The 26,052-nt window shown below is 57.0% G+C and carries 21 protein-coding genes and 1 tRNA gene; 11 read left to right on the forward strand and 11 right to left on the reverse strand.

Annotation, left to right across the window (positions count from 1 at the left end):
* Window positions 1-176: 176 nt before the first annotated feature.
* The 3 genes from AC0V60_RS07275 to AC0V60_RS07285 all read left to right on the forward strand — a co-directional run bounded on the left by AC0V60_RS07275 (window position 177) and on the right by AC0V60_RS07285 (window position 3,328).
* The gene (locus AC0V60_RS07275; protein ID WP_486179461.1) at window positions 177-2,504 is read left to right on the forward strand and encodes an ATP-dependent helicase; all 2,328 of its coding nucleotides are present in this window, start codon (window positions 177-179) and stop codon (window positions 2,502-2,504) included.
* A 237-nt stretch (window positions 2,505-2,741) separates the two neighbouring features.
* Window positions 2,742-3,047, forward strand: coding sequence for a hypothetical protein (locus tag AC0V60_RS07280; RefSeq protein WP_486177828.1), 306 nt, complete (start codon window positions 2,742-2,744; stop codon window positions 3,045-3,047).
* Window positions 3,044-3,328 carry a hypothetical protein gene (locus AC0V60_RS07285; RefSeq protein ID WP_486179462.1) on the forward strand — a complete coding sequence of 95 codons (285 nt, stop codon included), beginning with the start codon at window positions 3,044-3,046 and terminating at the stop codon, window positions 3,326-3,328. The genes AC0V60_RS07280 and AC0V60_RS07285 overlap by 4 nt, the downstream gene beginning before the upstream one ends.
* A 217-nt stretch (window positions 3,329-3,545) precedes the next feature.
* On the opposite strand, the gene AC0V60_RS07290 is transcribed toward AC0V60_RS07285, so the two are convergent.
* The 4 genes from AC0V60_RS07290 to AC0V60_RS07305 all read right to left on the reverse strand — a co-directional run bounded on the left by AC0V60_RS07290 (window position 3,546) and on the right by AC0V60_RS07305 (window position 7,048).
* On the reverse strand, window positions 3,546-4,028 hold the full coding sequence (locus tag AC0V60_RS07290; protein WP_486177829.1) for a transposase: 483 nt from the start codon (window positions 4,026-4,028) through the stop codon (window positions 3,546-3,548).
* Complete coding sequence (gene trhA / locus AC0V60_RS07295; RefSeq protein WP_486177830.1) at window positions 3,955-4,602, reverse strand: PAQR family membrane homeostasis protein TrhA; 648 nt, start codon at window positions 4,600-4,602, stop codon at window positions 3,955-3,957. The genes AC0V60_RS07290 and trhA overlap by 74 nt, the downstream gene beginning before the upstream one ends.
* Before the next feature lie 26 nt (window positions 4,603-4,628).
* Entirely contained in the window at window positions 4,629-6,050 is a 1,422-nt protein-coding gene (locus AC0V60_RS07300) for a DEAD/DEAH box helicase (RefSeq protein WP_486177831.1), read from the reverse strand.
* 161 nt (window positions 6,051-6,211) lie between these two features.
* Complete coding sequence (locus AC0V60_RS07305) at window positions 6,212-7,048, reverse strand: hypothetical protein (RefSeq protein WP_486177832.1); 837 nt, start codon at window positions 7,046-7,048, stop codon at window positions 6,212-6,214.
* A gap of 192 nt (window positions 7,049-7,240) precedes the next feature.
* Here AC0V60_RS07305 and AC0V60_RS07310 point away from each other — a divergent pair, with 192 nt between their 5' ends.
* Window positions 7,241-8,668, forward strand: a complete 1,428-nt coding sequence (locus tag AC0V60_RS07310; protein WP_486177833.1) for an FAD-binding oxidoreductase — start codon at window positions 7,241-7,243, stop codon at window positions 8,666-8,668.
* Between the two features lie 156 nt (window positions 8,669-8,824).
* A complete protein-coding gene (locus AC0V60_RS07315; protein ID WP_486177834.1) occupies window positions 8,825-9,610 on the forward strand; it encodes a SapC family protein in 786 nt (261 codons plus the stop codon).
* Between the two features lie 446 nt (window positions 9,611-10,056).
* Here AC0V60_RS07315 and AC0V60_RS07320 read toward each other — a convergent pair whose 3' ends face one another.
* On the reverse strand, window positions 10,057-11,022 hold the full coding sequence (locus AC0V60_RS07320; protein WP_486177835.1) for an N-formylglutamate amidohydrolase: 966 nt from the start codon (window positions 11,020-11,022) through the stop codon (window positions 10,057-10,059).
* Window positions 11,023-11,362: 340 nt separating this feature from the next.
* Between AC0V60_RS07320 and cpdR the strand changes: the two genes are divergently transcribed.
* The 5 genes from cpdR to AC0V60_RS07345 all read left to right on the forward strand — a co-directional run bounded on the left by cpdR (window position 11,363) and on the right by AC0V60_RS07345 (window position 15,887).
* The gene (cpdR, locus tag AC0V60_RS07325) at window positions 11,363-11,752 is read left to right on the forward strand and encodes a cell cycle two-component system response regulator CpdR (RefSeq protein WP_486177836.1); all 390 of its coding nucleotides are present in this window, start codon (window positions 11,363-11,365) and stop codon (window positions 11,750-11,752) included.
* Window positions 11,753-11,860: 108 nt separating this feature from the next.
* Window positions 11,861-11,935: transfer RNA gene (locus AC0V60_RS07330), tRNA-Val, on the forward strand.
* Between the two features lie 70 nt (window positions 11,936-12,005).
* Window positions 12,006-12,566, forward strand: a complete 561-nt coding sequence (locus AC0V60_RS07335; protein ID WP_486177837.1) for a DUF924 family protein — start codon at window positions 12,006-12,008, stop codon at window positions 12,564-12,566.
* 188 nt (window positions 12,567-12,754) lie between these two features.
* A complete protein-coding gene (locus AC0V60_RS07340; RefSeq protein WP_486177838.1) occupies window positions 12,755-13,975 on the forward strand; it encodes an NADP-dependent isocitrate dehydrogenase in 1,221 nt (406 codons plus the stop codon).
* A gap of 148 nt (window positions 13,976-14,123) precedes the next feature.
* Complete coding sequence (locus AC0V60_RS07345) at window positions 14,124-15,887, forward strand: cation:proton antiporter domain-containing protein (protein ID WP_486177839.1); 1,764 nt, start codon at window positions 14,124-14,126, stop codon at window positions 15,885-15,887.
* Here AC0V60_RS07345 and alaS read toward each other — a convergent pair.
* Both alaS and recA read right to left on the reverse strand, forming a co-directional pair.
* On the reverse strand, window positions 15,884-18,553 hold the full coding sequence (gene alaS, locus AC0V60_RS07350) for an alanine--tRNA ligase (RefSeq protein ID WP_486177840.1): 2,670 nt from the start codon (window positions 18,551-18,553) through the stop codon (window positions 15,884-15,886). The genes AC0V60_RS07345 and alaS overlap by 4 nt on opposite strands.
* A 334-nt stretch (window positions 18,554-18,887) precedes the next feature.
* Window positions 18,888-19,943 carry a recombinase RecA gene (gene recA, locus AC0V60_RS07355; RefSeq protein ID WP_486177841.1) on the reverse strand — a complete coding sequence of 352 codons (1,056 nt, stop codon included), beginning with the start codon at window positions 19,941-19,943 and terminating at the stop codon, window positions 18,888-18,890.
* Between the two features lie 219 nt (window positions 19,944-20,162).
* Between recA and AC0V60_RS07360 the strand changes: the two genes are divergently transcribed.
* Window positions 20,163-21,071 (forward strand): DUF7946 domain-containing protein, encoded by a 909-nt coding sequence (locus AC0V60_RS07360; protein ID WP_486177842.1) that lies wholly within the window; start codon window positions 20,163-20,165, stop codon window positions 21,069-21,071.
* A 71-nt stretch (window positions 21,072-21,142) separates the two neighbouring features.
* Here the strand turns inward: AC0V60_RS07360 and AC0V60_RS07365 are convergent, their stop codons facing one another.
* The 4 genes from AC0V60_RS07365 to smpB form a co-directional block, all read right to left on the reverse strand.
* Window positions 21,143-22,036: an IS1595 family transposase gene (locus AC0V60_RS07365; protein WP_486177843.1), complete on the reverse strand. Its 894-nt coding sequence runs from the start codon at window positions 22,034-22,036 to the stop codon at window positions 21,143-21,145.
* A gap of 65 nt (window positions 22,037-22,101) precedes the next feature.
* A complete protein-coding gene (locus tag AC0V60_RS07370) occupies window positions 22,102-24,633 on the reverse strand; it encodes a response regulator (protein ID WP_486177844.1) in 2,532 nt (843 codons plus the stop codon).
* An 80-nt stretch (window positions 24,634-24,713) separates the two neighbouring features.
* A complete protein-coding gene (locus tag AC0V60_RS07375; RefSeq protein WP_486177845.1) occupies window positions 24,714-25,262 on the reverse strand; it encodes a DUF2062 domain-containing protein in 549 nt (182 codons plus the stop codon).
* Window positions 25,263-25,545: 283 nt separating this feature from the next.
* A complete protein-coding gene (gene smpB / locus AC0V60_RS07380; RefSeq protein WP_486177846.1) occupies window positions 25,546-26,028 on the reverse strand; it encodes an SsrA-binding protein SmpB in 483 nt (160 codons plus the stop codon).
* Between the last annotated feature and the right edge of the window lie 24 nt (window positions 26,029-26,052).

Below are 26,052 nucleotides of genomic sequence, written 5' to 3' on the forward strand. Positions count from 1 at the left end.
TCGTACAGCCCCCCGCCGTGCCCAGATCGCGCGAGGAACACGCATCAGCGAGAGGTGTTCTGGAAACAGGCCAAGACGATTTATGGGGGACGGCGCGTTACGGATGCGTGCGCGCGGGCACGCAATATGCGAAGTTGCCTTTCCAACATTTGTTCTATACCTGTTCCGGCGATATTATGAGTGCGAACCTTCCCCAATCTGCCTCCGACAGCGCGCCCGAAGCTGGTGCTGGCTCTGGCGTGCCGGCCTATGCTGCGCGTTTGAACCCGCCGCAGCGTGAGGCTGTGCTGACCACGGAAGGGCCGGTTTTGATGCTCGCCGGCGCTGGTACGGGTAAGACAGCAGCGCTGACCGCGCGCATGGCGCATTTGGTGGCGACCAGGCGCGCTTGGCCAAGCCAGATCTTGTGCGTGACCTTTACCAACAAGGCCGCCAAGGAAATGCGCGAGCGGGTCGCCGGGCATTTGGGCGCGCCCGGTGAAGGGTTGCCGTGGCTTGGCACCTTCCACTCAATCTGCGCGAAGATGCTGCGCCGCCATGCGGAACTGGCGGGATTGCAGAGCAATTACACCATCATCGACACCGATGATCAGCTGCGCTTGCTCAAGCAGCTAATCAATGACCATGAGCTTGATGAAAAACGCTGGCCTGCGCGGCAATTGGCGGGATGTATCGACCGGTGGAAGAACCGGGGGCTCAACCCCGACGACCTCGATGCAAGCGAGAACGAAGCCTATGCAAACGGCAAAGGCGCGCAGATGTATGGCGCATATCAGGAGCGGTTGAAGGCACTCAACGCCTGCGATTTCGGCGATCTGATGCTGCATATGCTCAACATATTTCGGAAGCACACCGATGTGCTGGCCGAGTATCAGAGCCGCTTTAAATACATCATGGTGGACGAGTATCAGGACACCAATGCGGTGCAATATCTGTGGCTGCGCCTTCTGGCACAGGCTCACAAAAACATCTGCGTTGTCGGCGATGATGATCAGTCGATCTATTCATGGCGCGGGGCAGAAGTTGCCAATATCCTGCGGTTTGAAAAGGATTTTCCGGGCACAGCCGTGGTGCGGCTTGAACAGAATTACCGCTCCACCCCGCAGATTTTGGGCGCGGCCTCTGGCCTCATCGCCGCCAATTCTGAGCGCCATGAAAAGAGCCTTTGGACACAGGCTAATGGCGGCGACAAGGTCAAGGTTATCGGCGTGTGGGACGCACCAGAGGAAGCGCGCCGCGTCTCCGAAGAGATCGAGCGATTGGAGCGTGAAGGCGCACCGCTTGACCAAGTCGCCATCCTCGTGCGCGCGCAGTACCAAACGCGCGAATTCGAAGACCGCTTTATCCAAGTGGGCATCAACTACCGGATTATCGGCGGTTTTCGTTTCTACGAGCGCGCCGAAATCCGCGATGCCCTCGCTTACCTGCGTGTCATCGCACAGCCGCAAGACGACCTCGCGTTTGAGCGTATCTACAACCAACCCAAACGCGGGCTTGGCTCCAAAACGCTGGAGAAGATGCACATTCACGCGCGCCGGGTGAACCTGCCCTTGGCCGCTGCATCCTTGCAGCTCGCAGACAGCGACGAACTGCCCAAACGCGCCGCCAACACCATCGGCTCTTTGATGCGGCAGTTTTTGGCATGGCGCGAAGCGGCTGAGGTCATGTCGCCTGCTGACCTGCTTCGCCTTGTGCTGGATGAGAGCGGCTATAACGATATGCTCGCGCGTGACCGCTCTGCTGAAAGCGCAGGACGGGCCGAAAACCTCTCCGAACTTGCCCGCGCAATGGAGGAGTATGAGAGCCTCGGCGACTTCCTTGAGCATGTCAGTCTCGTCATGGACAATGACCGCAGCGATGACGAAGAGACCGTCACCATCATGACGATGCACGCGGCGAAGGGTCTGGAATACGACCATGTGTTTTGCGTCGGCTGGGAAGAAGGCGTCTTCCCGTCACAGCGCAGCATAGACGAAGGGGGCCTAGCCTCCCTCGAAGAAGAGCGCCGCCTTGCCTATGTCGCGATCACGCGGGCAAAGCGCAAGTGCATCATCATGCATGCCGCCAACCGCCGGATTTACGGGCAATGGACAAGTTCCATCCCCTCACGCTTTATCGAAGAACTGCCCGAAGAGTTCATCGAGCAAGAAACCACCATGACCGGCGGCGCATCGCTATGGCGCGCGAATTGGAGCGAGAACGAAGACCCCTTCGCCCATGTCGCCCAGCAAAATCCGGGGCGCGCTGAGACCCGCGGTCCGGGATGGCGGCGCGCTGTCTCGTCCGGCTATGAAACACAGCAAAAGCGCCTCGCCGAGCCGGGGCGCTCTGCTGCAAGTTTCGCAAGCCAGCCCCGCTCTGATATCGCAATTGGCGCTATGGTCGAACACGCCAAATTCGGCGTCGGCTGCGTGATTGATCAAGAAGGCAATAAGCTCACCATCCAATTCGAAGAGGCTGGAGAGAAACGCGTCATCGACAGCTTTGTGACGCCGGTTGCCTAAGCGCCAGTAAACTCAAGAGTTTTAGCTAAGAGCTTGGACCAAGCGCTGTGGTTAGGCGTCCGCTCGCTCACTTGGCGGGTGGGCCGCCCGCGACCTTTTGGCAAATGCCTCAAGCGCGGTGACGTTGAGACCGAGGAAAGCGTCACTGTGCGCGCAGCCTTGTAGGGCCTGACCGGCTTTATCGGCGGTGCCGCTGGGGGCACCGCCGATTGCAGCAGCGCAGCAGCAGGCGCTGCGGTGAGCGTTGTGCTCAACACGCTGCTCAATGAACTGGGCGCACCCAAGGACAAAGACCTCAACGGCGATGGCGATTTCGACGATCCGGGCGAGCGCCTGAGACGGACGGAGCTGATAACACTGTTGCGGACACGATTTTTGACGAAGAAGTCTCTGGCCTATTACCCTCGTCGGGTACAACGGCTTCGGGACGACGGTCGCAGCCCGGCGTTGCTTCGCATGACGGGACACTGCCACGGATTGGCGAAGGCGAAACATGGCTGCGCGGAACTCAGGCCAATGCAGGCAAAGTCCCAGCGCAGATAGCTGAGCAACTTGCGGGTCGTCAGTTTAGAGACTTTAACCACTTCCGACAGGAGTTCTGGGAAGCCGTTGCCAATGACCAAGTGTTGAGTAAGCAGTTTGACCCAAGTAACCGTCAGATTATGAGAGATGGAAACGCACCGTTTGCTCCTCTTACCCAGCAAGTAGGTGAACGAGGAAGGTTCGAATTAGACCATAATCAACCTTTGAAAGACGGCGGAAACGTATTCAATTTGAATAATATTATTATACGTACACCACTCAATCACTTAAGAGGTAAGTAATGTGATAAATAGAAATGAATTCAAAATTCTTGTGAGAAAAATGCTTAGTCCAGGTATAAAACAACTCGAGCAAGATAAAATATATCGTCAAATTTGCAATATTTCACCTGATCCAAATTGGTCAGATTATGTTTTTCATTCGACTGAATACCATAATGGCGAGGAGCTAGATATAGACCTGCTTGCGGAAAAGGTTTTCTCCTACAAACCAATTATATTAGGCCCTGTTGACATAAGCTTTGATCCATAGGCGAGCGCTGGCGAGGTTGAGGAAGGTTTCAAAGGATAGTGCAGTCTTGTCGTAGCGAGTGGCGATCCGGCGTGATTGCTTGAGTTTGTTGAACATTCGTTCGACGCGATTGCGGTCACGATAGCGGCGATAGTCGGGATGTTCTGGCACTTTGCGGTTAGCTTTAGGCGGGATGATCGGCAGGATACCGTGCATCAACAGGCTTTCACGGAACCTGTCACTATCATAGCCCTTATCCGCCAAGAGCGCCTTGGGTGTTGGGATGGGTAAGGCCATTAGCGGCTCAGCAGCCGTATGATCCGAAGCTTCACCGCCGCCAGACGCGTTCGGGGTCCTTGGACGTGCTTGTGGACGTGCTTGCCGATGGCTTTGCGGTTCACGCGGCTGCGGGAACGCTTTTAACGGCAACCCAGATAGCAGCGAAGAACGAAAGCCCGCCGCCTGTGCCAAATCCGTGCCAGATGGGGTAGCGATAGGGCATGGTTTTGCTTCGGTAAAACAATGTGCCGATGGTGTAAAAGGTGCCCCCTGCCGCGATGAGCGCGACGCTTAGTGGCGGGAGACCGGCCCAGAAATCGGGCAAGGCGACCAAGGCAAACCAGCCCATCCCAAGGTAGGAGATGAGCGACCAACGGGAATCGGGGTTGCCGCCTGCAAGCTTGAAGACCACCCCGCCGGCTGCAAAAATCCATAAAACGCACAGGATCGCATACCCGCTCCAAGTGTCGCACACTGCAAGCAGCGGGCCAAACACGCCGGCGATTACGACATAGATCGCGGCATGATCCCATTTGCGCAAACGCGGCCGTAGCTCATGCCGGGGCAGCAGGTGGTAGGCAAAAGAAATGCTGATCGAGAATAGCGCCGCGCAGACATAGGCGGCCACCGCCGAAGTCAGCAGCGCATTGCCGGTGTTCAAGGCGCTTTGGATAAGTAGCAGGCTGGCAGGCACAAGGAAGACCACCGAGAGCGCGTGGACAACAAAATCTGCTTTGCGTTCACCAGGTGCTTTGCTGGGATACATTGTCCGGCGCCAACTTGCTGGAAGTGTTACTCGCCAAAGCTCACGTCTAGGAAACCGGGTTTAGGACCGTTCCACTCGCCTGCAGCGACGGGATCACTGTCCTCATCGCGCGGGCTGGACTTACGCGGTTTGCGCGGCTTTTCAGCTTTCGCCTCAACATGGTCTTGTTCGTCGGTGCTGGCGCGCGGTTTGCGGTTCGACCTCTTGGGCTTCTCCTCGCGCTCCTGCTTTTCGGCAGCCCGTTTTTCTTCAGCTGGCTTTTCTTCGGCTGGCTTTTCTTCGGCCCGCTTGCCGCCCTTTTTCGCGCCAGGTTCAGCCAGTTCGACGCGCACATCTTCTTTGCCAAAAGCCTTGACCGGATGGCCGGTAAGTTTTTCAACATTTGAGATAGCCTCTGCATCTTCATCGGATACGAGAGTGAAGGCGCGGCCCTTGGCCCCTGCCCTGCCCGTGCGCCCGATCCGGTGCACATAATCATCCGGATGCCACGGCGTATCGAAGTTAAAGACGTGAGAGACGCCTTTGATATCGAGACCGCGCGCCGCCACATCGGAGGCCACCAGAATATTCACATCGCCCGATTTGAACCGGTCCAGCTCTTTGAGGCGCGAGTTTTGATCCATATCGCCGTGAATCTCGCCGCTTGCAAAGCCGCGCTTTTGCAAATGCTTGTTAAGCTCGCGCACCGTTGTTTTGCGATTGGCAAAGATGATCGCGGTTTCAACCTGATCGTTAGCCAGTAGCCACTCAAGCGTATCGCGTTTCTGGCGGCTTTTCACCGGCACTTTGAACGCTGTAATATCTTTGTTGGTGGTCGCAGCGCGTGCGGTTTCTATCCGTTTGGGATTGTTGAGGAATTTCTTAGCGAGCTTTTCGATCGGGGCCGGCATGGTCGCCGAAAACAGCATTGTCTGGCGCGTCTCAGGAAGCTTGTCGCAAATGAACTCAATATCGGGAATAAAGCCCATATCGAGCATCCGGTCCGCTTCGTCGATGACCAGAAGTTCGCAGCCCGAAAGCAGGATTTTGCCCCGCTCGAACAGGTCCATCATGCGGCCCGGCGTCGCGATCAAAACATCGACCCCGTCATTCAGCGCCTTGATCTGGTCGCCCATCTGAACGCCGCCGATAAGCAGAGCCATTTTGAGATCATGGTTCTGGCCATATTTCTCAAAATTCTCGGCAACCTGAGCGGCCAGCTCGCGTGTGGGTTCAAGAATGAGCGAACGCGGCATAAGCGCGCGGCGGCGCCCTGATGCCATCACATCAATCATCGGCAGCACAAAGCTTGCGGTTTTGCCGGTGCCCGTCTGTGCGATCCCGATCAGGTCCTTCATCATAAGAACAGAAGGGATTGCCTCGGCCTGGATAGCTGTTGGCTCAGTATACCCAGCGGCCTCGACCGCTTGAAGCAATTCTGGAGAAAGGCCGAGATCGGCAAATGTCATAGTCAGCGAAAATGTCCGGATAAAGAAAAGGTGAGCGCACTCAGATTTCGGCAATGCGCCGCACAAATGTGCCACTACCACCAAAACAGCCTCGACCGATTGGCCAAAAAGGCGTCCGGAGTCAAGAATAAGCCCTGTGAAGAATTAGCTCGGGAGGGGGCCTAGTCCTCTGACTTGACGAGGCGCCGCATGCGTTCAACCTCGCATTTGGCACCGCTGCGCGATTGCAGCTTGTCACGGTTTACGCACAGGCGGCCATCTTCGCTTCGCTCGACATAGAAGCCGGAGTAGAAATCGCGGGCCTCACAGCCGCGCTCTAAATTGAGGCTGATGATCCGTTCATCGCGCAGGAACAGCAGCAGGCGATTGCCAGTGCCCGTTTGCACGCCCGCTATTCCTGAGACTGGCAGGCAATTGTCCATTTTGCGTTCTTCAAACGCTTGCGTGACGCCCCGGCGCGGGAGCTGTGCCAAAAGGCTATTGCGTGAGCTTTGCCGCAGAGGGGTGATGCGAATGGTGACGCGCCGCTCAATCCGGTGCTGATTGGCATTTCGCGAGCGGTGAAGAGCATCCAGCCACTGAGACGCGCTCAGCTGCGAGGGCAGCGGGACGGTTTCGGGCTCACTGTGTTTAGGCAGCGAGCCGCGAATTTGCGCTTCTAAATAGGACTGGTCTGAGACGATGCTTGGCGTCTCTTCTGCCTTCGCAGAGCATTGGGCCGCGGGGAATTGGGGCCCGGGGAATTGAGGCCCGGGCAATTGGGGCGTCGAGAGCTGCGCCGCTGATAGCTGGGCTGCCGCGAATTGAGCTGCTGAATATGGGGAATTGGTCGGGGGTGCTGATGACGGAGCGCGCTCTTGTGCGTGCAGCTCATCCCCCTGCACCTCTTCTGCGTGCACCTCGTCCCCGTGCACCTCTTCTGCGTGCACCTGTGCAAACGGCACCAGCAACGCCAGCGAGGCAGCAATCACGTTTAGGCCAGATATGAGGCTAGACATGGAGCCTTCTCATCCCTCTTAAACAAACGTCCCACGAAAGACCCCACCAAAAGTCTTACCCAATCAATGCGTATTGCCTAGCTAAGCTGATTGAACGCTGCCTTAACTTGACGGCCAGTTCCATGCCCCAGACGCCAAACCATTGGTGCATTCGCGTAGATATGTGGCATAGGCGCAACAATGAGCGCGACCATGACTACGAAAACCCCTTTTGTTGCCGAAGCTTCCAAATTGCTTGGCCCCAAAGGCTGGACGACTTTGGCGCAGGACATGGAGCCGTGGCTCACCGATTGGCGCGGGCGCTATTCAGGTTCTGCCATTGGTCTTGCCTCGCCTTCTTCGGCACACGAGGTGTCGCAGCTTGTCAAATTGTGTGCCCGCCATAACGTGCCGATCGTGCCTCAAGGCGGGAACAGCGGCATGGCAGGCGGTGCAACCCCCGATAAAGACGGCGGGTCAATCCTCCTATCGCTGCGCCGAATGAACGCGATCAGATACCTTGATGCAGGCTCTGCCCAGGCGGTGTGCGAGGCAGGGCTTATCCTGCAAACGCTTCACGAAGCGGCAGCGCAGGCGAACCTGCGCTTTCCCCTGACCCTTGGCGGCAAGGGCTCTGCCACAATCGGCGGGCTCATCTCCACCAATGCAGGCGGCACGCAGGTTCTGCGCCACGGGACCATGCGCGCGCAGGTTCTGGGGCTTGAGGCGGTGCTGGCCGATGGCAGCATCTTTAGCGCGCTCACCGCGCTGAAAAAGGACAATCGCGGGTTCGACCTTAAGCAGCTCCTCATTGGCTCAGAGGGCACTTTGGGAATTGTGACAGCGGCGTGCCTTAAGCTTTTGCCAGCGCCAAGATCGCGCGCGGCGGCATGGGTCGGCCTGTCCTCGATTACCGATGCGCGCACGCTTCTTCGCAGGGCCGAGAGCGCGTTGGGCGATGTCCTGGAAGGGTTTGAGGTGGTGCCTGACCATTGCCTCACCAGCGTGCTGGATCACCTTCCTGATGCACGTGCGCCATTGGCACAGCGATACGACTGGTATGCGCTGATCGAATGTATGGGCGTAGAAAAAGACGATTCAGCCTTGCGCGAAATGCTGGAAAATGCCCTCGCAGCTTCCGCTGAGGATGGTCTTCTGAAAGATGCTGTGATCGCCTCAAATGAGCGTCAGGCTGAGGAGTTCTGGACCTTGCGCGATTCCATTTCAGCCGCAGAGCGCGCTCTTGGACCTGCTATGCAGCATGATATTTCCGTGCCAGTTGAGAAAATGCCAGAGTTCATACTGGAAGCCTCCCCTGCGGTAGAGGCGCGGTTTGCCGGAACGCGCGCGGTTGCATTTGGGCATTTGGGCGACGGCAATGTTCATTTCCACATCCTTGCCCCCAAAGGCGCGATCCCGGGCGAATGGGAAGAGACCCACGGCAAAAAGGTTAGCGCCTTTGTCTATGATCTTGTGACGCAGTGGGGCGGCTCGATCAGCGCCGAGCACGGAATTGGCCAGATGAAAGTGGGTGAGCTGGACCGGCTTGGTGATCCGGTAAGCCTTTCGATGATGCGCGCGGTTAAACACGCGCTGGACCCGCAAGGATTGCTTAATCCGGGCAAGCTTCTTCCCAAATGACGCCAATTTCTGCCAAATGTTGTGATCGAATAGTCCTCGTGCTTGCACCTAGGCCCGCGACCGCTTAAAGCGCCTGCCAACTTATGAGCGGAACTTGCCAAATTCGCGCAAATACCGCTTTGGGATACCAATAATTTAGGTTCGAGGAGACTTTCCATGGCCACCGCGCCGCAGCCGCAACTTCCGCTTTTCTATAAAGACTTAATGCCACTCAACAGCCGCGATCACGCGGAATGGAAAGTGGCGAACTTTGAAGACGCATCGTTCATGGCAAGCACCCATGCCATCCCGCTGACGGTGGACGAATTCGTCGATGCCCAGCGTCACTATCCGATTGTCTTCACTGCCAATGACACGCCGCTGCCGATCGCTCTTTTGGGCCTTAATGAAGGAGTGAACACTTTCATTGACGAAAATGGCAAGCTGACCGCCGGCGTTTATGTGCCTGCATATATCCGCCGCTACCCCTTCATCCTCGCAAAGCTGAACGCTGACAGCGAGGATATGTCGCTTTGTTTCGATCCGGAAGCAGGCGTGGTTGGCAAAGACAAGGAAGGCCAGGCGCTGTTCGCGGCGGAAGGCGATGAGAATAAGCCGACCCAGTACACCAATGATGTGCTGGAGTTTTGCCGCCGGTTTGAAACTTCGGGTCAGCGCACCAAAGCCTTCCTCGACCAGCTTGCTGAGATGGACCTGTTGATGGACGGCGAAATCGCGATCACTCGCAATGACATGCCCGACAAGCCATTTGTTTATCGCGGTTTCCGCATGGTGAACGAAGAGAAACTGCGCGATCTGCCAACTGAGAAAGTGGAAGAGCTTAACAAAAGCGGCATGCTTATGCTGATCCACGCGCATCTGTTTTCAATGAACCTTATGCGCGTTGTGTTTGAGCGTCAGAGCGCTCAAGACAAAGTGCCTATGCCAGAGGCTGCGTCTTAACCGGCGATCTCGGCTTTGTAGTGCGGGTTTAATCAAAGCTGGCACACTGCATGAGTCAGACAGAGCAGATTGGGGGACACAGCCACTGCGTTCCCCTCCTTTGTCAGTAATCGCGTCCAAATGCGATGCAATTGGGGCGGTCTACTTCTTGAAAGTAGGCCGCCCTTGGCATATTTAGGCAAATGGAGCGGTTACCCCCTCATGAACCGCTCCGGAATACGCCATTTTTGGCGTGATCCTCCCTGAACCTGGCCACCTCGTGCTTCCCCCTTTTTGCACGAGGTGGCAATTTTTTTGCGGTCATTTGCGGTCAGATGTGGGTGGCAGCTTGCATACACCGAATTGGGGACGCCGATTTGTGGAGGCCTGGTCGCTGGCACCGGATTACGTGCCTCAGCTTTAAGGGGCCCCATTGTGAGAGCCCGGATGAAAGCGATCTGCGGCGGCTATTCCGCAGCTTGAGGTATCTGTCCGCCAGAACCCAATCGCGCCGTCTCAGCGCCCAATATCCGTACCAGGCCGGCGAGCATATTGGCGAGCGATCCTGCGCCCTCAGTCGTTTCAGAAAACTCCGCATCAAGGTACGTGCTGCGGCAAATCTCGATCTGAATTGCGTGAATACCCTTGGACGGGCGGGCGTGCCGATCAAGAACATAGCCGCCTGAATAGGGGCGATTATGCGCCGTTATACAGCCATGATGCTCAAAATACCGAAACGCGTTTGAGGCAATGAGGCGGTCGCACGAAACGCCGTATCGGTCGCCCAGAACAATACGCGCGGGCTCAACCTCACCTTCTTTACGCCGCAAAGGCGGCATGGAATGCAGATCAATGAGAAGCGCCGCGCCCCAAGCGTCTCGTATCCTCTTGAGCTCTTCCTCGAGAAAGGCGTGATATGGCTGATGAATATGTTCAATCCGGCGGCTGATTTCGGCATGCGGCAGCTTTGAGCGCCAAATCTCGCCAAATCCGGACAATCGGCGCGGAACCAGACCAAGCCCGCTGCGCGCACGCGAATTGCCAGATCCTCCAGAACGCATCTGAATACCGAGCGCACGAAAAAAGGACGGTTTGTCAAAATTTCGGGGTTTGGCGACCATGCCCCAGTCGATATCATCGGCTGCCCGGTTCAAATCGAGCATGGCGCGCGGGGCATGTGCGACCAACAAGCCGGTGCCCGTCGCTCTAGCAACCTCCACCCCCACTGCATCAATGCACCGATCTTCCAAACGCAGCTGGCTGTGATCTGCATCGCGCATTTGCGCTGCGATCTCAGATGGATATGCGCGCCCGGCATGCGGCACTGCAATCAGCACAGGAAGCGGCATATGGCGCGGGGCGACATGAACAAACGCCGCTTTGCCCCCATCGTGGGCCCCCTCACCTGAAATTGCGCCGCCTTTGGTTGTCACCAAACCATGCAAGGTGCCATCCCTTGCGTTACGAGGAGCAGGCCAATCGCAAGAAGGTGGGTATTGAGGAAAATCTTCGGCGTGCATAGGCTCACAGTGCTGCCCGCTTTGCCCCAACGAGTCAAAGGCAGAATTCACGAACTTCTGATCAATTTTTGCACCTCATGACGCATGCAACGAAAGCCACTCAAATCTCTCGGCAATATCGGTGCTCACCCGGAATTTTTGCGCTCTCTTGCGTATGCCGCTCAGGAGATTGATCAAAATTGAACGTTTCAAAGTAGGGCACTGATGGTGAAGGCCAAAGATTTCTTAAGTGATTGGCTGTATTGGGAGCGTTATGACAACGCCATCCACCCCGCGAATCCTTCTTGCTGAAGATGAAGAGGCCATGCGCGCCTATCTTGAGCGCGCCCTCACCAAAGCTGGCTTTCACGTCACCACGGTTGATCGCGGAACAGAGGCTGTCCCGCTGCTCGAAGAAGAGCGGTTTGACCTGCTCTTGTCCGACATCGTCATGCCTGAAATGGACGGGATTGAACTGGCACAGCGCTGCGCAGAAGTGAGCCCGCGCACAAAGGTCATGTTCATCACTGGCTTTGCCGCCGTCTCCCTGCGCGCGAGCCGCGAACAGCCTCACGCAAAAGTGCTTTCCAAGCCGTTCCACCTGCGCGATCTTGTGCTTGAGGTGGAGCGTGTCTTTGAAGAACAGCAAGAGGCACGCGTATAGCTCATAAGTTTTCGGCCGCTGTTCAGCGAATCGCTTGCACTCATGTGTGAGCTTCGCTAACGCGCCGCTTCCACACCGCTTGCGGCGTGGGACCTGAGATGATGGTGCGGGCGTATAGCTCAGGGGTAGAGCACTATGTTGACATCGTAGGGGTCCCAAGTTCAAATCTTGGTACGCCCACCATCACTTCTCAAAAGGCGTCGCGATTGCGGCGCCTTTTTGCGTTTGGCGCTGTGTGCTTTAGGGGCGCTCCATGGACGTCTGCGAAAATGATGATTGGGCGCGTGCGGTCTTGGACTTCTGGTTCGAAGAAGTGGAGCCCAAAGACTGGTTTTTAAAAAGCGATGCTCTCGATGCCCGCATTCAATCCCGTTTCGGGGGATCGCATGACCAATTATCTCAAAATTCGCCGGAAGCGTTTTTGAACAGTGCCAAGCAGGCCTTTGGCGCAATCATTCTGTTTGATCAGTTCTCACGCAATCTATTCAGAGACAACCCCAAGGCATTCGCCACCGATCCTCTCGCCCTTTCTGTAGCGCGGGCGGTGATTGCGAAAGGCTGGGACGCTGAAATCAGCGAGGAACAACGCGTCTTTGCTTACCTTCCGTTCGAACATAGCGAGGACCTGACCGATCAAAACACCGCTGTCGCGTTGATTGAACCTCTGCTTGATGGCCGGTATGCGCGTTATGCGCATGAACATCGCGATGTAATCGAACGCTTTGGCCGTTTCCCGCACCGCAACGCAGTGCTCGGGCGCACATCAAGGGCGGAGGAAGAGGCCTATTTGCGTGAGCCCGGAAGCGGGTTTTAGCGCTCAATGGTCAATGGGCCGCGGCCTGAAGTGCATTCCGGCGTGCGCCCCGATTCTCGGCCCATCTCTCGGTCCGACTTGCGCAACGCGGCACCTCTGCTAAAGCCGCTTCTCACTAGGATGGGATCAAACATCCGCACAGTCTAATTTTCGAAATCCCTACGGATGGGAAGGACAGGCTTACGCCCATGCAAAAAATTCAGGTTAAAAACCCTGTCGTCGAGCTCGACGGCGATGAAATGACCAAAATCATCTGGCAGTGGATCCGCGAGCGGTTAATCCTGCCCTATCTCGATTTGGATTTGAAATATTACGATCTCTCGGTTGAAAAACGCGATGAGACCGATGATCAGATCACTATCGACGCCGCTAATGCGATCAAAGAGCATGGCGTTGGCGTCAAATGCGCAACCATCACCCCTGACGAAGAGCGCGTTGTAGAATTTGACCTCAAGAAAATGTGGAAGTCGCCAAACGGCACAATCCGCAACATCCTTGGCGGCGTGGTTTTCCGTGAACCTATTGTGATCGACAACGTCCCGCGCCTTGTTCCCGGCTGGACCGATCCCATCGTTGTTGGCCGCCACGCCTTTGGTGACCAATACCGCGCAACCGACACGCTGATCCCTGGCCCTGGCCGTTTGCGGATGGTTTATGAAGGCGATGATGGCACCGAGATTGATCTCAACGTCTTCGACTTCCCGAGCGCTGGTATCGCCATGGCGATGTACAACCTCGACGATTCGATCCGCGACTTTGCGCGTGCGTCGATGAATTACGGTCTCGACCGCGGCTGGCCGGTGTATCTCTCGACCAAAAACACGATCATGAAAGCCTATGATGGCCGCTTTAAGGATCTGTTCGAGGAAGTGTTCGAAGCTGAATTTAAAGAAAAATTCGCTGAAGCTGGCATCACATACGAGCACCGCCTGATCGACGATATGGTGGCCTCTGCCCTTAAATGGTCAGGCAAGTTCGTGTGGGCGTGTAAGAACTATGATGGCGACGTTCAGTCCGACACCGTTGCACAGGGCTTTGGTTCATTGGGACTGATGACTTCGGTTCTGATGACCCCAGACGGCAAAACCATCGAAGCAGAAGCGGCGCACGGCACCGTCACCCGCCATTACCGCCAACACCAACAGGGCAAGGCAACCTCAACCAACCCCATCGCCTCCATCTTCGCATGGACACGGGGCCTGATGTATCGCGGCAAGTTCGACGACACGCCCGATGTGGTGAAGTTTGCCGAAACGCTTGAGCGCGTGTGCATCGAGACCGTCGAAAAAGGTCAAATGACCAAAGACCTGGCATTGCTGATCGGTCCGGGTCAAAACTGGCTCACCACCGAACAGTTCTTCGAGGCCATCGTGCAAAATCTCGAAACAGAGATGAAAAACTGGAGCTAAACGCTCGGTTTTATCGAAATTCGGGGGCGGCTGTTCGAAAGAACAGCCGCCCCTTTTGTTTTAGTGATATAATGCATTGCAAAGACGGTGGTTTGGGGCAATTTGCATCCGGGCTAAACAGCGACACACGCGCGCTTCAAAGGAACTTATGGCCGGCGAATTAACAATGTCTCCCGTGATGCAGGATGCGCTGGTGATTCTCGGATCAGCAGGGATCGTCATCCCTGTGTTTGCCCGCTTCCGGATAACGCCGATCATCGGTTTCATCCTGATCGGAGTGGCGGTGGGGCCTTTTGGCCTTGGCACGCTCGTCGATAAGGTGCCCTGGCTCCAATATGTGACCATATCCGACCCTGAACGTTTAACGCCTTTCGCAGACTTCGGGATCATCCTTCTGCTGTTCGCCATCGGGTTGGAGCTTTCCTTCAACCGCTTGTGGCAATTGCGCAAACTCGTCTTTGGCCTTGGTAGCCTCGAGCTGCTCATTATCGGGAGCATTTCGGCGGCGTTTTTCGGCCAGTATTCAGGGATGGACACCAACGCGGCGCTTGCGCTCGGCTTTGCCCTTGCCTTCTCCTCCACAGCGATCGTGCTGCCAATCTCCGGCACGCGCAGCCCAGTGGGACGCGCCGCGCTCTCGATGCTCTTGTTCGAAGACATCATGATCGTGCCGATTATCTTTATCCTTGGCGCTCTTGCTCCGGCAGCTGCTGGCGGCGGGATGGATGGGCTCACCGACACCTTGGTCTATGGCGGGCTTGTTATCTTGGCACTCCTTGTCATAGGCCGCTTCGCCCTCCCCCGCCTCTTCAGTCAGGCTGCGCGCACAAAAAGCCCTGAGCTTTTCCTTGCCGCCACCATGCTGGTGGTGATCGGCGCAAGCCTTGCGACATCGGCGACTGGCCTCTCGCCAATCGTGGGCGCTCTAATCGCAGGGCTGCTGATTGCAGAGACCGAGTATCACGGCGAAGTCGAGACGATCATGGAACCGTTTAAGGGGCTTGCGCTGGGCGTGTTCCTTATCACCATCGGCATGTCAGTGGACCTCGCTCAGATCTGGGCGAACCTTGGCGAGATTGTCACGGCGGTTATCGGCGTTCTTGTGTTTAAGGCCATCATTACCGGCACGCTGCTTCGCATGATGGGCGCACGGCGCGGGACGGCTGCGGAAACGGGCGTGCTTATGGCCAGCCCGTCTGAAACCACCTTGATCGTTCTTGCCGCTGCGACAAGCGCCTTTGTCATTGACACCGAAACCGCTCAGTTCTGGCAAATTGTGACCGCCATCGGCCTGACAATCACCCCGCTTCTTGCCCGATTGGGCCGGGTTATTGCGCGCCGAATCGACGCGACACCGGATGCCATGGATGAGGGCGACGATGAGGAGCGCACTATCATCATCGGCGGGGGACGTGTGGGACGGCTTATTGCCGAAATGCTAACTGAGCACGACAAGCCCTATGTTATTCTGGATTCGGACCCCGACGTGATCGACGAGGTGAAGCGCGCAAACTACCGCGCTGCGTTCGGCGATGCGGCCCGGGGCGATGCGCTTACCCGGCTCGGTATCGAAAAAGCGCCATCATTGGTTTTGACCATGGACGAACCGGTGCTGGCACAGCGCCTTGTCTCAAAACTGCGCACACAATATCCTGAACTTCTGATCGTCGTGCGCGCACGCGACACCGATCACGCCGCCCGTCTGTACCGCGCCGGTGCCACCCACGCGGTGCCGGAAACCCTGGAAAGCTCGCTCCAGCTGTCCGAGGCGGTGCTGGTTGACATCGGCGTCGCAATGGGTCCTGTCATCGCCTCGATCCACGAGAAACGCGATCAATTTCGCGAGCGACTGGAGGTCGATGGCGGCCTCAAGGACCGGCCAAAACTCAAAACCTCGAGGAGCGAAGGTTAGGCGTTTTCACGGGTAAGAACCTGTCTGACAGCCGCGATTGCCTCGGCCGCCTTCGAGCCATCAGGACCTCCGCCTTGCGCCATGTCAGGACGGCCGCCGCCGCCTTTGCCGCCAAGCGCCTCAACCCCTGCGCGTACGAGATCGACCGCGCTGAATGTGCCGGTGAGATCATCGGTGACAGCCGCTGCAATGCTTGCCTTCCCGTCATTCACCGCCACAATCGCGGCAACGCCGCTGCCAAGGCGCTGTTTGGTTTCATCGAGCAATGGGCGCAGTTCCTTGGGGCTCAGCCCTTCGAGAACCTGCCCGCTGAACGCGGTCCCGCCCACTTCCTCATCAGCAGACCCCGCAGCATCACCGCCAGAACCACCACCACCAAGGGCAAGCGCTTTCTTGGCTTCGGCGAGCTCTTTTTCAAGCCGCTTACGCTCTTCCATAAGAGCAGTGATCCGGCCCGGCACTTCTTCAGGTGTCGCCCGGATTACGGACGCTGCGGATTTGAGCGCCTCTTCACGCGCCACCAGCCAATTTCGTGCCGCATCCCCGGTGAGCGCTTCGATCCGGCGAACGCCAGAGGACACCGCGCTTTCAGAGATAATGCGCAGCAGACCGATATCGCCGGTTGCCCGAACATGGGTGCCGCCGCACAGTTCAACCGAATAGCTGCGACCTTCCCCGCCTTTGCGCCCCATCGAAAGGACGCGCACTTCGTCGCCGTATTTCTCGCCGAACAGCGCCAAAGCGCCCGCTTCGACCGCATCATCGGGGCTCATCAACCGCGTGCCCACTTCCTCATTGGCAAGGATTTGCGCGTTCACTTCCGTTTCGATTGCAGCGATATCTTCGCTGGAAAGCGCCTTGGGGTGAGAAAAATCGAAGCGCAAACGGTCATCGGCCACCAGCGAGCCTTTTTGCGTCACATGATCGCCCAGCTGACCGCGCAATGCCGCATGGACAAGGTGGGTCGCCGAGTGATTGGCGCGGACCTGATTGCGCCGGGCCACATCCACCTCAAGCTGCACATTGTCACCCACCGTGATTGTTCCAGCGGTGATTTTTGCGTGATGCGCGTGGAGACGGCCCAGCGGTTTGCTCGTATCCGAAACTTCGGCAGCGAGGCCTTCGGGCGCGGAAATTGAGCCGGTGTCGCCGGTTTGTCCGCCGCTTTCGCCGTAGAACGGGGTTTGATTGGTGAGGACGACCACTTCGTCGCCCGCCGACGCAGATTGCACCTCCGCGCCGTCCTTGACGATGGCAACAACGCTGCCCTCGCCCGATGTTGCGGCGTATCCTGTGAACTCGCTTGCGCCTTCGCGGTCTGCGATATCGAACCAGATTTCGTCCGATGCCGCTTCGCCAGAACCCTTCCAAGCCGCGCGCGCTGCCTCTTTCTGGCGCGTCATCGCCGCATCGAAACCGCCGCGATCCACCGCTATGCCGCGCGCCCGCAGCGCATCTTCGGTGAGGTCGTATGGAAAGCCGTATGTGTCGTAGAGCTTGAACGCGGTCTCGCCGTCCAATTCTCCGCCCTCGCCCATATCGCCGGTGGCCTCGTCAAGAAGCTTGAGCCCTTTGTCGAGCGTTCTGCGGAACTGGGTCTCCTCGCGAAGGAGCACTTCTTCGATAAGCGCCTGTCCCCGCCCAAGCTCTGGGTAAGCCTGCCCCATTTCAGTGACGAGCGATGGCACAAGGCGGTGCATCAATGGCTCGTTTGCGCCAAGAAGGTGCGCATGGCGCATGGCGCGGCGCATAATCCGGCGCAGCACATAGCCGCGCCCTTCGTTGGACGGAAGCACACCATCAGCCATCAGGAACGAGGTTGAGCGAAGGTGATCCGCAATCACGCGGTGCGAGCCTTGGTTGTCGCCAGTTGCTGCAACCCCAGTCAGGCCTTCCGATGCCGCGATCAGCGCCTTGAAGGTGTCGGTGTCGTAATTGTCATGGTGCCCTTGCATAACAGCTGCGATCCGCTCGAGGCCCATGCCGGTGTCGATCGAGGGGCTTGGCAGGTCTTTGCGCGTGCCGTCTGCTGCCTGATCGAACTGCATGAAGACAAGGTTCCAGATCTCGATGAACCGGTCGCCATCTTCATCGGGGCTTCCCGGAGGGCCGCCGGGGATATGTTCGCCGTGATCAAAAAATATCTCAGAACAAGGACCGCACGGCCCCGTCTCGCCCATCGACCAGAAATTGTCATTGGTGGCGATGCGGATGATGCGGTCTTCGGGAAGGCCTGCAATCTTGCGCCACAAGTCAAACGCCTCATCATCGGTGTGGAAGACCGTGACCAGAAGCTTGTCCGCCGGGAGCCCCCATTCGCGGGTCAACAGCGTCCACGCATTGTGGATCGCTTGCTCTTTGAAATAGTCGCCAAAGGAAAAATTCCCGAGCATTTCAAAGAAGGTGTGGTGGCGCGCGGTGTAGCCCACATTGTCGAGATCATTGTGCTTGCCGCCAGCGCGAACACATTTCTGCGAGCTGGTTGCACAGGGGCCCGGAGGCGTCTCGAGCCCGGTGAAAACATTTTTGAACGGGACCATGCCTGCGTTCACGAACATCAATGTGGGATCGTTGTATGGGACCAGCGGCGCACTGGGCACGGCGACGTGACCTTCGCCTGCGAAGAAGTCGAGGAAAGAACGACGGATATCGTTGGTAGAAGTCATGTGAGTTGCCGAACCACTAAATGTTACGGGGTGCAGGTAAGCCATGCATAAGGCAGCGACAAGCGAAAGCTGGGACAAGCGAAAGCTGTTGTCTGATTTTTGATCACAGTGTCCACGTTGCAGCACAGCACATTTTTACCCTGCAATAGCACTGGAGAAGTGGGCCTTGCGGGCTACAAATGAAAAACCGGCGAAAAGCCAAGCTTCCACCGAAGGGTGAAAGCGCTTTTGCGCCGGTGTTCCATGTCTCCGGGGGCGGAAGAATTCTCCCGCACTTTGTTTGCCCAAGCTCAGTCCTAGAGCATCACGGGCGCCCGCTTAAGGAGTTAACGCCTCAGTCCGCGTCCGGACCGGTCATCATCTCCTCGGCGACCTCATCGGTTTTACCGCGAATGGCGGCTTCCAATTTGTCGCAAACTTCAGGGTTTTCTTTGAGATAAAGCTTGGAGTTTTCACGCCCCTGCCCAATCCGCACGCTGTCATAAGAATACCAGCTGCCCGATTTCTCAACGATGCCGGCCTTCACGCCAAGATCGAGGATCTCACCAATCTTGGAGATGCCTTCCCCATACATGATGTCAAATTCAACCTGCTTGAAGGGCGGCGCAACCTTGTTCTTGACCACTTTCACACGGGTCGAGTTGCCGATAACCTCGTCGCGGTCCTTGATCTGGCCGGTGCGGCGAATATCGAGGCGAACCGAGGCGTAAAACTTAAGCGCATTGCCGCCAGTCGTCGTCTCCGGGTTGCCGTACATCACACCGATTTTCATGCGCAGCTGGTTGATGAAGATCACCATGCACTTTGAACGGTTGATGGAGCCGGTCAGCTTACGCAGCGACTGTGACATAAGGCGCGCCTGAAGGCCGACGTGGCTGTCGCCCATTTCGCCTTCGATCTCAGCGCGGGGCACAAGCGCCGCAACCGAATCGACCACAAGAATATCAACCGCGTTGGAACGCACCAGAGTATCGGTGATCTCAAGCGCTTGTTCGCCGGTATCCGGCTGCGAGACGATCAGCTCATCAATGTCAACGCCCAAAGCCTTCGCATAAACGGGGTCCAGCGCATGCTCTGCATCCACAAATGCCGCTGTGCCGCCCGCTTTTTGCGCCTCAGCGATAGCGTGCAAGGCAAGCGTCGTTTTGCCAGAGCTTTCCGGGCCATAAACTTCGATCACGCGCCCTTTGGGTAGGCCGCCGATGCCAAGCGCAATATCCAGCCCCAAAGAGCCGGTAGAAATCGATTCAACCTGCATCGCCTCTTTCGAGCCGAGCTTCATCGCGGAACCTTTGCCAAAGGCGCGGTCAATTTGTTGGAGAGCTGCGTCCAGTGCTTTTTGACGGTCCACGTCTTTATCCTTGTCTACCAGCTTAAGTTGCGTAGCCATCGCATGCACTCCTTCGCTTTCATAGGCCGGATTAATGACTTTTAACCGGCCATCATGGGAAAGCACCTTTGCCGCCCCCTGTTGGAATGTATGTATCTGATTTGTTCTCATAGAACAAGGGGGGAACAGAATTTTTTTGAGGTGTATCCCCTTCGCATAGGTAATTGACTCCTATAAGTAATTAGCCCTAGGCTTTGCTGAATTGCATATGGGGTAATTATGGCCGACTCTGATCTAGTAGTTAAATACCAAGGTGGAGATGCTGAGCAGCATAATGTAGAAATGAGAGCACTCGGCCAATCTCTAATTGGCTTTGAGAGAATTATTTCGGACGGTCTGATTTTTCTTGGCGAAGATCGCTTGCCGAGGCGTGGTGAGCGGCACAGGCTTAGAGTTCACGCAAACGAGCCTCGTGTCGGTTCGTCTGAATTTCCTCTCTTCTTGACTCAAGCTGCTGGACTTCTGCCTTTGGGTTGGTGGCTTATGGAGACTGGCGCGGGCGAAGCCGTGAGCTATTTTGCAACTTGGGTTTTCTCAAAACTAGGAGGGCGTGAAGCCGAAGCAAAGGCTGCCTTGGAGGCGATGGAAAAGATGCGAGAAACCGAAGCAAGAGAGCGCGTCGCCCTACGTGAGATTGAAACTAACGAGCAGCTAGAAACGCAGCGTGAATGGTTAAGGCACCAAGCAGCGTGGCGTGATAAGTTATTCACGCTTACCGAGAGGCTTTCAAACCCAGCTATTCAGGCAATTAAGCCGATTGGACCGTCTGTAAATAGCTTCAAACTAAATGGCTCAAAGGCACCGCCGCTGCTTGTCGATCTGCCTACAGCGGACGTTATAAGGACGAAGGGAGAGCTTGAAGTGACTGAGTTGAGGACAATGGATCTTCGAGTTGATGGTATTGTCCACCACAACAAGAAACTGAACGTAGAGAACCCCGAGCATCCAGGCCGCTTTATCTCAGCTGATGTGCGTGACCCTATATTTGAGGTCACTCCAAACGCTTACACCGAAGCGGTTGCAAACAAGGCTATCTTGCGCGTTCAAGCTAAGTTGGGTTATCGCGCGGGCGCACTTCAAAAAATATACATCATGGATTTAGGTGACCAGATTGATAACGCTGCGTGAGGCAATTGAGAAAGGCAAACTCAAGCAGTTTGTCGCCGAGCATAAAGACGAGACCGGCGACCTGAACGCCCTCACTCGGACGGTTGAGGCAATGGCCGGAAAGTCGAAAGAAGCTCCGGCAACATCGCCTCAGGACGATTGCGACGATTAAAGCGATACTCAAACTCTTTGACGTAGCGCTCCAGATACTTGGGGCTCACACTAGTGTGGGTGCCACCAATTGAGCGCTTCAAGTGGCTCCAGAAGCTCTCGATAGCGTTCACCGTCGCGCCTTCGTCTGAAACGTACTCTTCGATGCTGTGATTGACGCTCTTGTGCCAGTAGCCATTGATAGTGCCGAGACCGCCATATGCCACGAGGGTGTCTGTGTGGACCTCAGTGTGAGGGCGGACGTTCTTTACGATATGCGGTAGCAGCGTGCCGCTCTTGCGATCTGCGACAACTTCAGTGACCACGTCACCGCCCTTTTCTAGCATACCAAAGACAACGGCTTTGCCCGCACCGCCCTGACCGTTGCGGCGATATCCGCCAACGAATGTTTCATCGACTTCAACTTTCTTGAATGGGCCGCCAATCGGGCGATCACCGTCCACGTCTGCCATATGCTCACGGATGAGCTTAGCCATGCGCCATGCGGTCTTATAGGTCACGCCTAGCTGGCGTTCCAATTCCTTGGCGCTGACACCGTGGCGAGTGGTGGTGAATAGGTGAATTGCATAGAACCAGAGTTGCAACGGTGTGCGTGTTTTCTCAAAGGGCGTGCCTACGGTTGGGTGCAGGTGGTGGCCGCACCACTGACATGAATAGGCGCGCTCAGCTTTGATGCGGTGCCACTTACTCTCGCGCTTACACTTGGGGCACTCATGCCCTTGACCAAAGCGCACTTCAAACAGGTGATTTAGACAAGTCTCGTCGTCTGGAAACATGCGGAAGAAAGCGGCGGTTGTCAGAGGTTTCGTTGTCATGCCTCATTATATACACGAAATGACTACGTATGGCAAGGGGATACACCCCTTTTTTTGGGGCCCGCCTATTCGGCCTTTGCAGCGGCGCTAGCCTCTTGCATCACCAGGGCTACCTTCTCGGTGATCGCGGCGACGCTGAACGGCTTTGGAAGAAAGTGCATCTGGGGTACGTCAATGTCTTTGCGCAGCGATTCCTCGGCATAGCCTGACATGAAGAGAACCGGTATATCGGGGTTCAGTTGTCTGATCCCGCGCACCATCGCTGGTCCGTCCATACCAGGCATAACGACATCGCTGACCACGATATCAAAGCTGCCATCCTTCTCGAATGCCTCAAGCCCGTCTTCGCCGTCGCAGCACGCTGTGATCTGATAGCCAGCGCGCGCCAAGGCTCGCTCTGCGACCGCGCGCACCATGTCCTCATCTTCGACCAGAAGCACTCTGCCGCCTGCTGACCAATTGGAGGATGCCTCGGGAACCGCAGCTTTCCGGCGCTGGGGCGCTTCGCCTGCGTGGACAGGGAAGTAGATCGTGAAGCGCGCGCCCATTGGGCGATCTGAGGCGTTCATAACATTGTCGGCAAAGACGAAACCGCCCGACTGCTTTACAATGCCGTACACCGTCGAGAGCCCGAGCCCGGTGCCCTTGCCCAGCTCTTTGGTGGTGAAGAACGGCTCGAACAGTTTGGGCAGCACTTCGGCAGGGATGCCGCCGCCATTATCCTGCACAATGAGAACCGTGTAGTCATCGGACGGCAGGATCTCGCTGCCAAACTTGACCACTTCCTGCGACTTGATGCTTCGTGTGAGAAGCGAAATGCGCCCGTTCACCGCCTCCTTGCGCGTGCGGCCATGTGCACCCTTCGTATTGATTGCATCGCGCGCATTGACGGCAAGGTTCATGATCACCTGCTCAAGCTGCTGAGGGTCAGCGCGCACAGGGCCCAGATTGCGGTCGTGCTGAACATAATAATCAATCTTCTCGCCCAGCAATCGTTTGATCAGCGGGCCGACTTCGCTCACTACATCAGGCAGTTGCAGGATTTCAGGTCGCAGAGTTTGCTGGCGTGAGAATGCGAGCAATTGGCGCGTGAGCGAGGCCGCACGGTTGGAGTTGGCGCGTATCTGCTGAATATCGTCATAATCGCTGTCGCCCGGCGTATGGCGCAGCAGCATCAGGTCGCATGTCCCGATGATCGCGGTCAGCACGTTGTTGAAATCATGCGCGACGCCGCCCGCCAATTGACCTACCGCCTGCATTTTGGTGGCCTGTGCGACCTGCCGTTTGAGCTCTGTCTCTTCGGAGCTGTCCGCAAGGCTAAGCAGAACCGCCGCCTCGCCAAGACCGCGCACACCGGCTAGGCCCAGTGACACCGGTTCTTCAGGCTGCGAGCTTAGCCGCACGGCCATATCGCCGCGGCTCGCAGGGCCTCTGCCATAGCGGCGCACCGCGTCAGACAGCGGCGTTTTATCTTCGCGCACCACAAGATCGGTAGGGAATGCGGGAAGCTCGCCAGCGGCTTTGCCGACAGAGCGCAGAAACGCCTCATTTCCAAACAGGAAACGCCCATCGCGGTCTGTCATCGCAAGACCCAATGGCAATTGCGCAAGCAATGCCTCAAGCTGAGCCACGCCCGCCTGCGCCGTTCCGTCCCAGCCGCTGCCAACTCCGACCCCGCTATCGACCAAAAGCATCAGTGTCGCCCCATCTTCTGGAGAAGGCGGCGCGCCTGCCAGGCCCGGCTCTGACAAGGGCACATCTATCAAGGTTTGCGGCGTCCCGCTGCGGCCCTCGCGCGCGAAAAAGATGCGTTCGCGTTCGTCGGCGCGAAGGTATGAGACAAGTGATTGTCCCACCAATGTCGCCGAAGCATCGCCCACCGCTCTTTCCGCAAAGCCCGAGCCGACGCTCCGAATTGTGCCATCACCGATCGTGATCGCAGCCTCGATCCCAGCGCGGCTGAGCAATGCTCCGAAGGTGCCGGTAAGGTCCATTTGGAGCGCTTCTCCGGCGGAGGGGGCAAGCATGCGTTCAAAGCGCCAGATGAGGTGATCCTCGCCCCGCCCGGCGCGCACCGCAGTCACCTTCCACTGACGCAGTTGAATATCGTCAAGCTCGTCGATCACGCTATCGCCGTCACGCCACGCAGTTCGCGCTGCACGGTTCAGCGCCTCAAGAGCCGGACGCTCAGCATTCAGCGCAGGCGGCGCGCTTTCAGTGCCGAATGCTTGAATATAGCTCTGGTTTGCGCACACCAGCCGATTGGCACGGTCAGTGATCGCAATGGCAGCCCCGGAGCTTGCATCCTTTGCCTCAATCGCAGCGAGAGTGACGGACCAATCGGGCGCGGCAATTTCGGTCTTGGCCGGGAATCTGGCAAAGCGTTCTGCTGCCAAAGCGCCGAGCAAAAGGACAATGAGCCCGCCGATATACGCGCCTGTCATGACCGCGCTCGAGGTTGCTGCGAACAGCAGGCCAGCGCTCACCAGAAGTGCGAGCCCTACGCCAGCAATCAGCAATAGGTTTGGCCTGCCCGCAGGCCAAGCGCCTGCGAAGCTGTGTCCGCCCGCGAGCTCAATGCCATTTTTTGACGACATGCCGGCCAATGTCCCAATCGCCTCACTTCTCGCGCAATGTGCCAAGCGGTGCCTAGCTTTGCGTATCCTAGCTTAGACTATTAGTTCGGCCCATGTGTCTGGTCGAGGGGTAGCGCTGCCGAAACGGTGTGTTTTGCCCGTTTGCGTGCGACTTTGCGCGCAACAATGACGCGCCAGATACCGCTAGCGGCGAGATACCCGACCGAAGATGTGACAACGGCGAGGACGAAAAAGCCTACAACCGTGACACCGGCCACTTGGAATGCGTCGACGATATAGTCCCACCACACATTGTCACCGGCCTGCGCCATGACCATTTCAGTGGCCGTTTTATCAATGCGCAGGATGAAATTCCCCACGCGGTTTGCGACCACCGCCCAAAAGGCAATGGTGAACGGGTTGGTCACAAAGGTGACAGCAGCTGCAAGCGGCACATTGGCGCGCGCTGGCCATGCGAGGAACGCTGCGAGGAAAATCTGTCCCACTGGAATAATGAAAGCAGCAAAAAGCCCAAGCGCGACACCGCGCGGAACCGAACGCCGCGTGAATCGCCAGAGTTCCGGGTTTAAGAAACGGTGCGCAATGGGAGCGAGATATCTGTTTTTCGCCATCGCCTCCCGGCTAGGCATAGTGCGGCTCAATCTGTGGGTCATCCAAACCCATGGATTGGGGAAGAAACCCGGAGCAGATCGCGGCTGAGCACCCATTAAGCAGCCTGCTTCTTTTGCGCAGTCAAGTCTGCGTCAAAGCTGAGCTGAAAAAGATGAATCGCTGCCTCCATGATCAGTATATGGGTAGCACGGTGTGTCTGACCAATGGGTGAACCCAAATAATGATAATTTTACGTCTTTTGGAAGGTGCCGCTCATAACTCTTGGACCTACCTGACTCCAAACACCTAAGCCATAAACGCTTAAGAACGCTCACGCATGAGCCGCGCTTTGTCCCGTTTCCAATCACGCTCTTTGACGCTGGCGCGCTTGTCATGGGCTTGCTTACCCTTGGCGAGCGCCAGTTCCACTTTGGCGCGGCCCGTCCGATTAAAATAGATCGACAATGGCACCAAAGTCATGCCCTTGCGCTCAACCGCGCCAAACAGCTTGTTGATCTCGCGCGCATTCAGCAGCAATTTGCGCGGGCGTTTGGGTTCGTGGTTCTGGCGATTGCCGTGGCTGTATTCAGGCAGGTTCGCATTAACGAGCCAAACCTCGCCGTCGCGCACCTCGGCATAGCTTTCCGCAATGGTCGCCTGCCCTGCCCGCAGCGCTTTCACCTCAGTGCCTTGCAGCGCGAGCCCTGCCTCAAACTTGTCCTCGATATGAAAATCGTACCGTGCACGCCGGTTCTCGGCGACGGTTTTAAGCTTATCAAAGGTTTCGGGTTTGGGACGGGCCATGGTGATGGGTCAGATAGGCGCGCA

The sequence above is a fragment of the Erythrobacter sp. S259 genome (genome assembly GCF_057364965.1).

Coding starts and splice junctions, on each gene's coding strand:
- AC0V60_RS07275 (WP_486179461.1), top strand. CDS start 177: ATGAGTGCGAACCTTCCCCAATCTGCCTCCGACAGCGCGCCCGAAGCT.
- trhA (WP_486177830.1), bottom strand. CDS start 4,602: ATGTATCCCAGCAAAGCACCTGGTGAACGCAAAGCAGATTTTGTTGTC.
- AC0V60_RS07300 (WP_486177831.1), bottom strand. CDS start 6,050: ATGACATTTGCCGATCTCGGCCTTTCTCCAGAATTGCTTCAAGCGGTC.
- AC0V60_RS07305 (WP_486177832.1), bottom strand. CDS start 7,048: ATGTCTAGCCTCATATCTGGCCTAAACGTGATTGCTGCCTCGCTGGCG.
- AC0V60_RS07310 (WP_486177833.1), top strand. CDS start 7,241: ATGACTACGAAAACCCCTTTTGTTGCCGAAGCTTCCAAATTGCTTGGC.
- AC0V60_RS07315 (WP_486177834.1), top strand. CDS start 8,825: ATGGCCACCGCGCCGCAGCCGCAACTTCCGCTTTTCTATAAAGACTTA.
- cpdR (WP_486177836.1), top strand. CDS start 11,363: ATGACAACGCCATCCACCCCGCGAATCCTTCTTGCTGAAGATGAAGAG.
- AC0V60_RS07335 (WP_486177837.1), top strand. CDS start 12,006: ATGGACGTCTGCGAAAATGATGATTGGGCGCGTGCGGTCTTGGACTTC.
- AC0V60_RS07340 (WP_486177838.1), top strand. CDS start 12,755: ATGCAAAAAATTCAGGTTAAAAACCCTGTCGTCGAGCTCGACGGCGAT.
- AC0V60_RS07345 (WP_486177839.1), top strand. CDS start 14,124: ATGGCCGGCGAATTAACAATGTCTCCCGTGATGCAGGATGCGCTGGTG.
- alaS (WP_486177840.1), bottom strand. CDS start 18,553: ATGACTTCTACCAACGATATCCGTCGTTCTTTCCTCGACTTCTTCGCA.
- recA (WP_486177841.1), bottom strand. CDS start 19,943: ATGGCTACGCAACTTAAGCTGGTAGACAAGGATAAAGACGTGGACCGT.
- AC0V60_RS07360 (WP_486177842.1), top strand. CDS start 20,163: ATGGCCGACTCTGATCTAGTAGTTAAATACCAAGGTGGAGATGCTGAG.
- AC0V60_RS07365 (WP_486177843.1), bottom strand. CDS start 22,036: ATGACAACGAAACCTCTGACAACCGCCGCTTTCTTCCGCATGTTTCCA.
- AC0V60_RS07370 (WP_486177844.1), bottom strand. CDS start 24,633: ATGTCGTCAAAAAATGGCATTGAGCTCGCGGGCGGACACAGCTTCGCA.
- AC0V60_RS07375 (WP_486177845.1), bottom strand. CDS start 25,262: ATGCCTAGCCGGGAGGCGATGGCGAAAAACAGATATCTCGCTCCCATT.
- smpB (WP_486177846.1), bottom strand. CDS start 26,028: ATGGCCCGTCCCAAACCCGAAACCTTTGATAAGCTTAAAACCGTCGCC.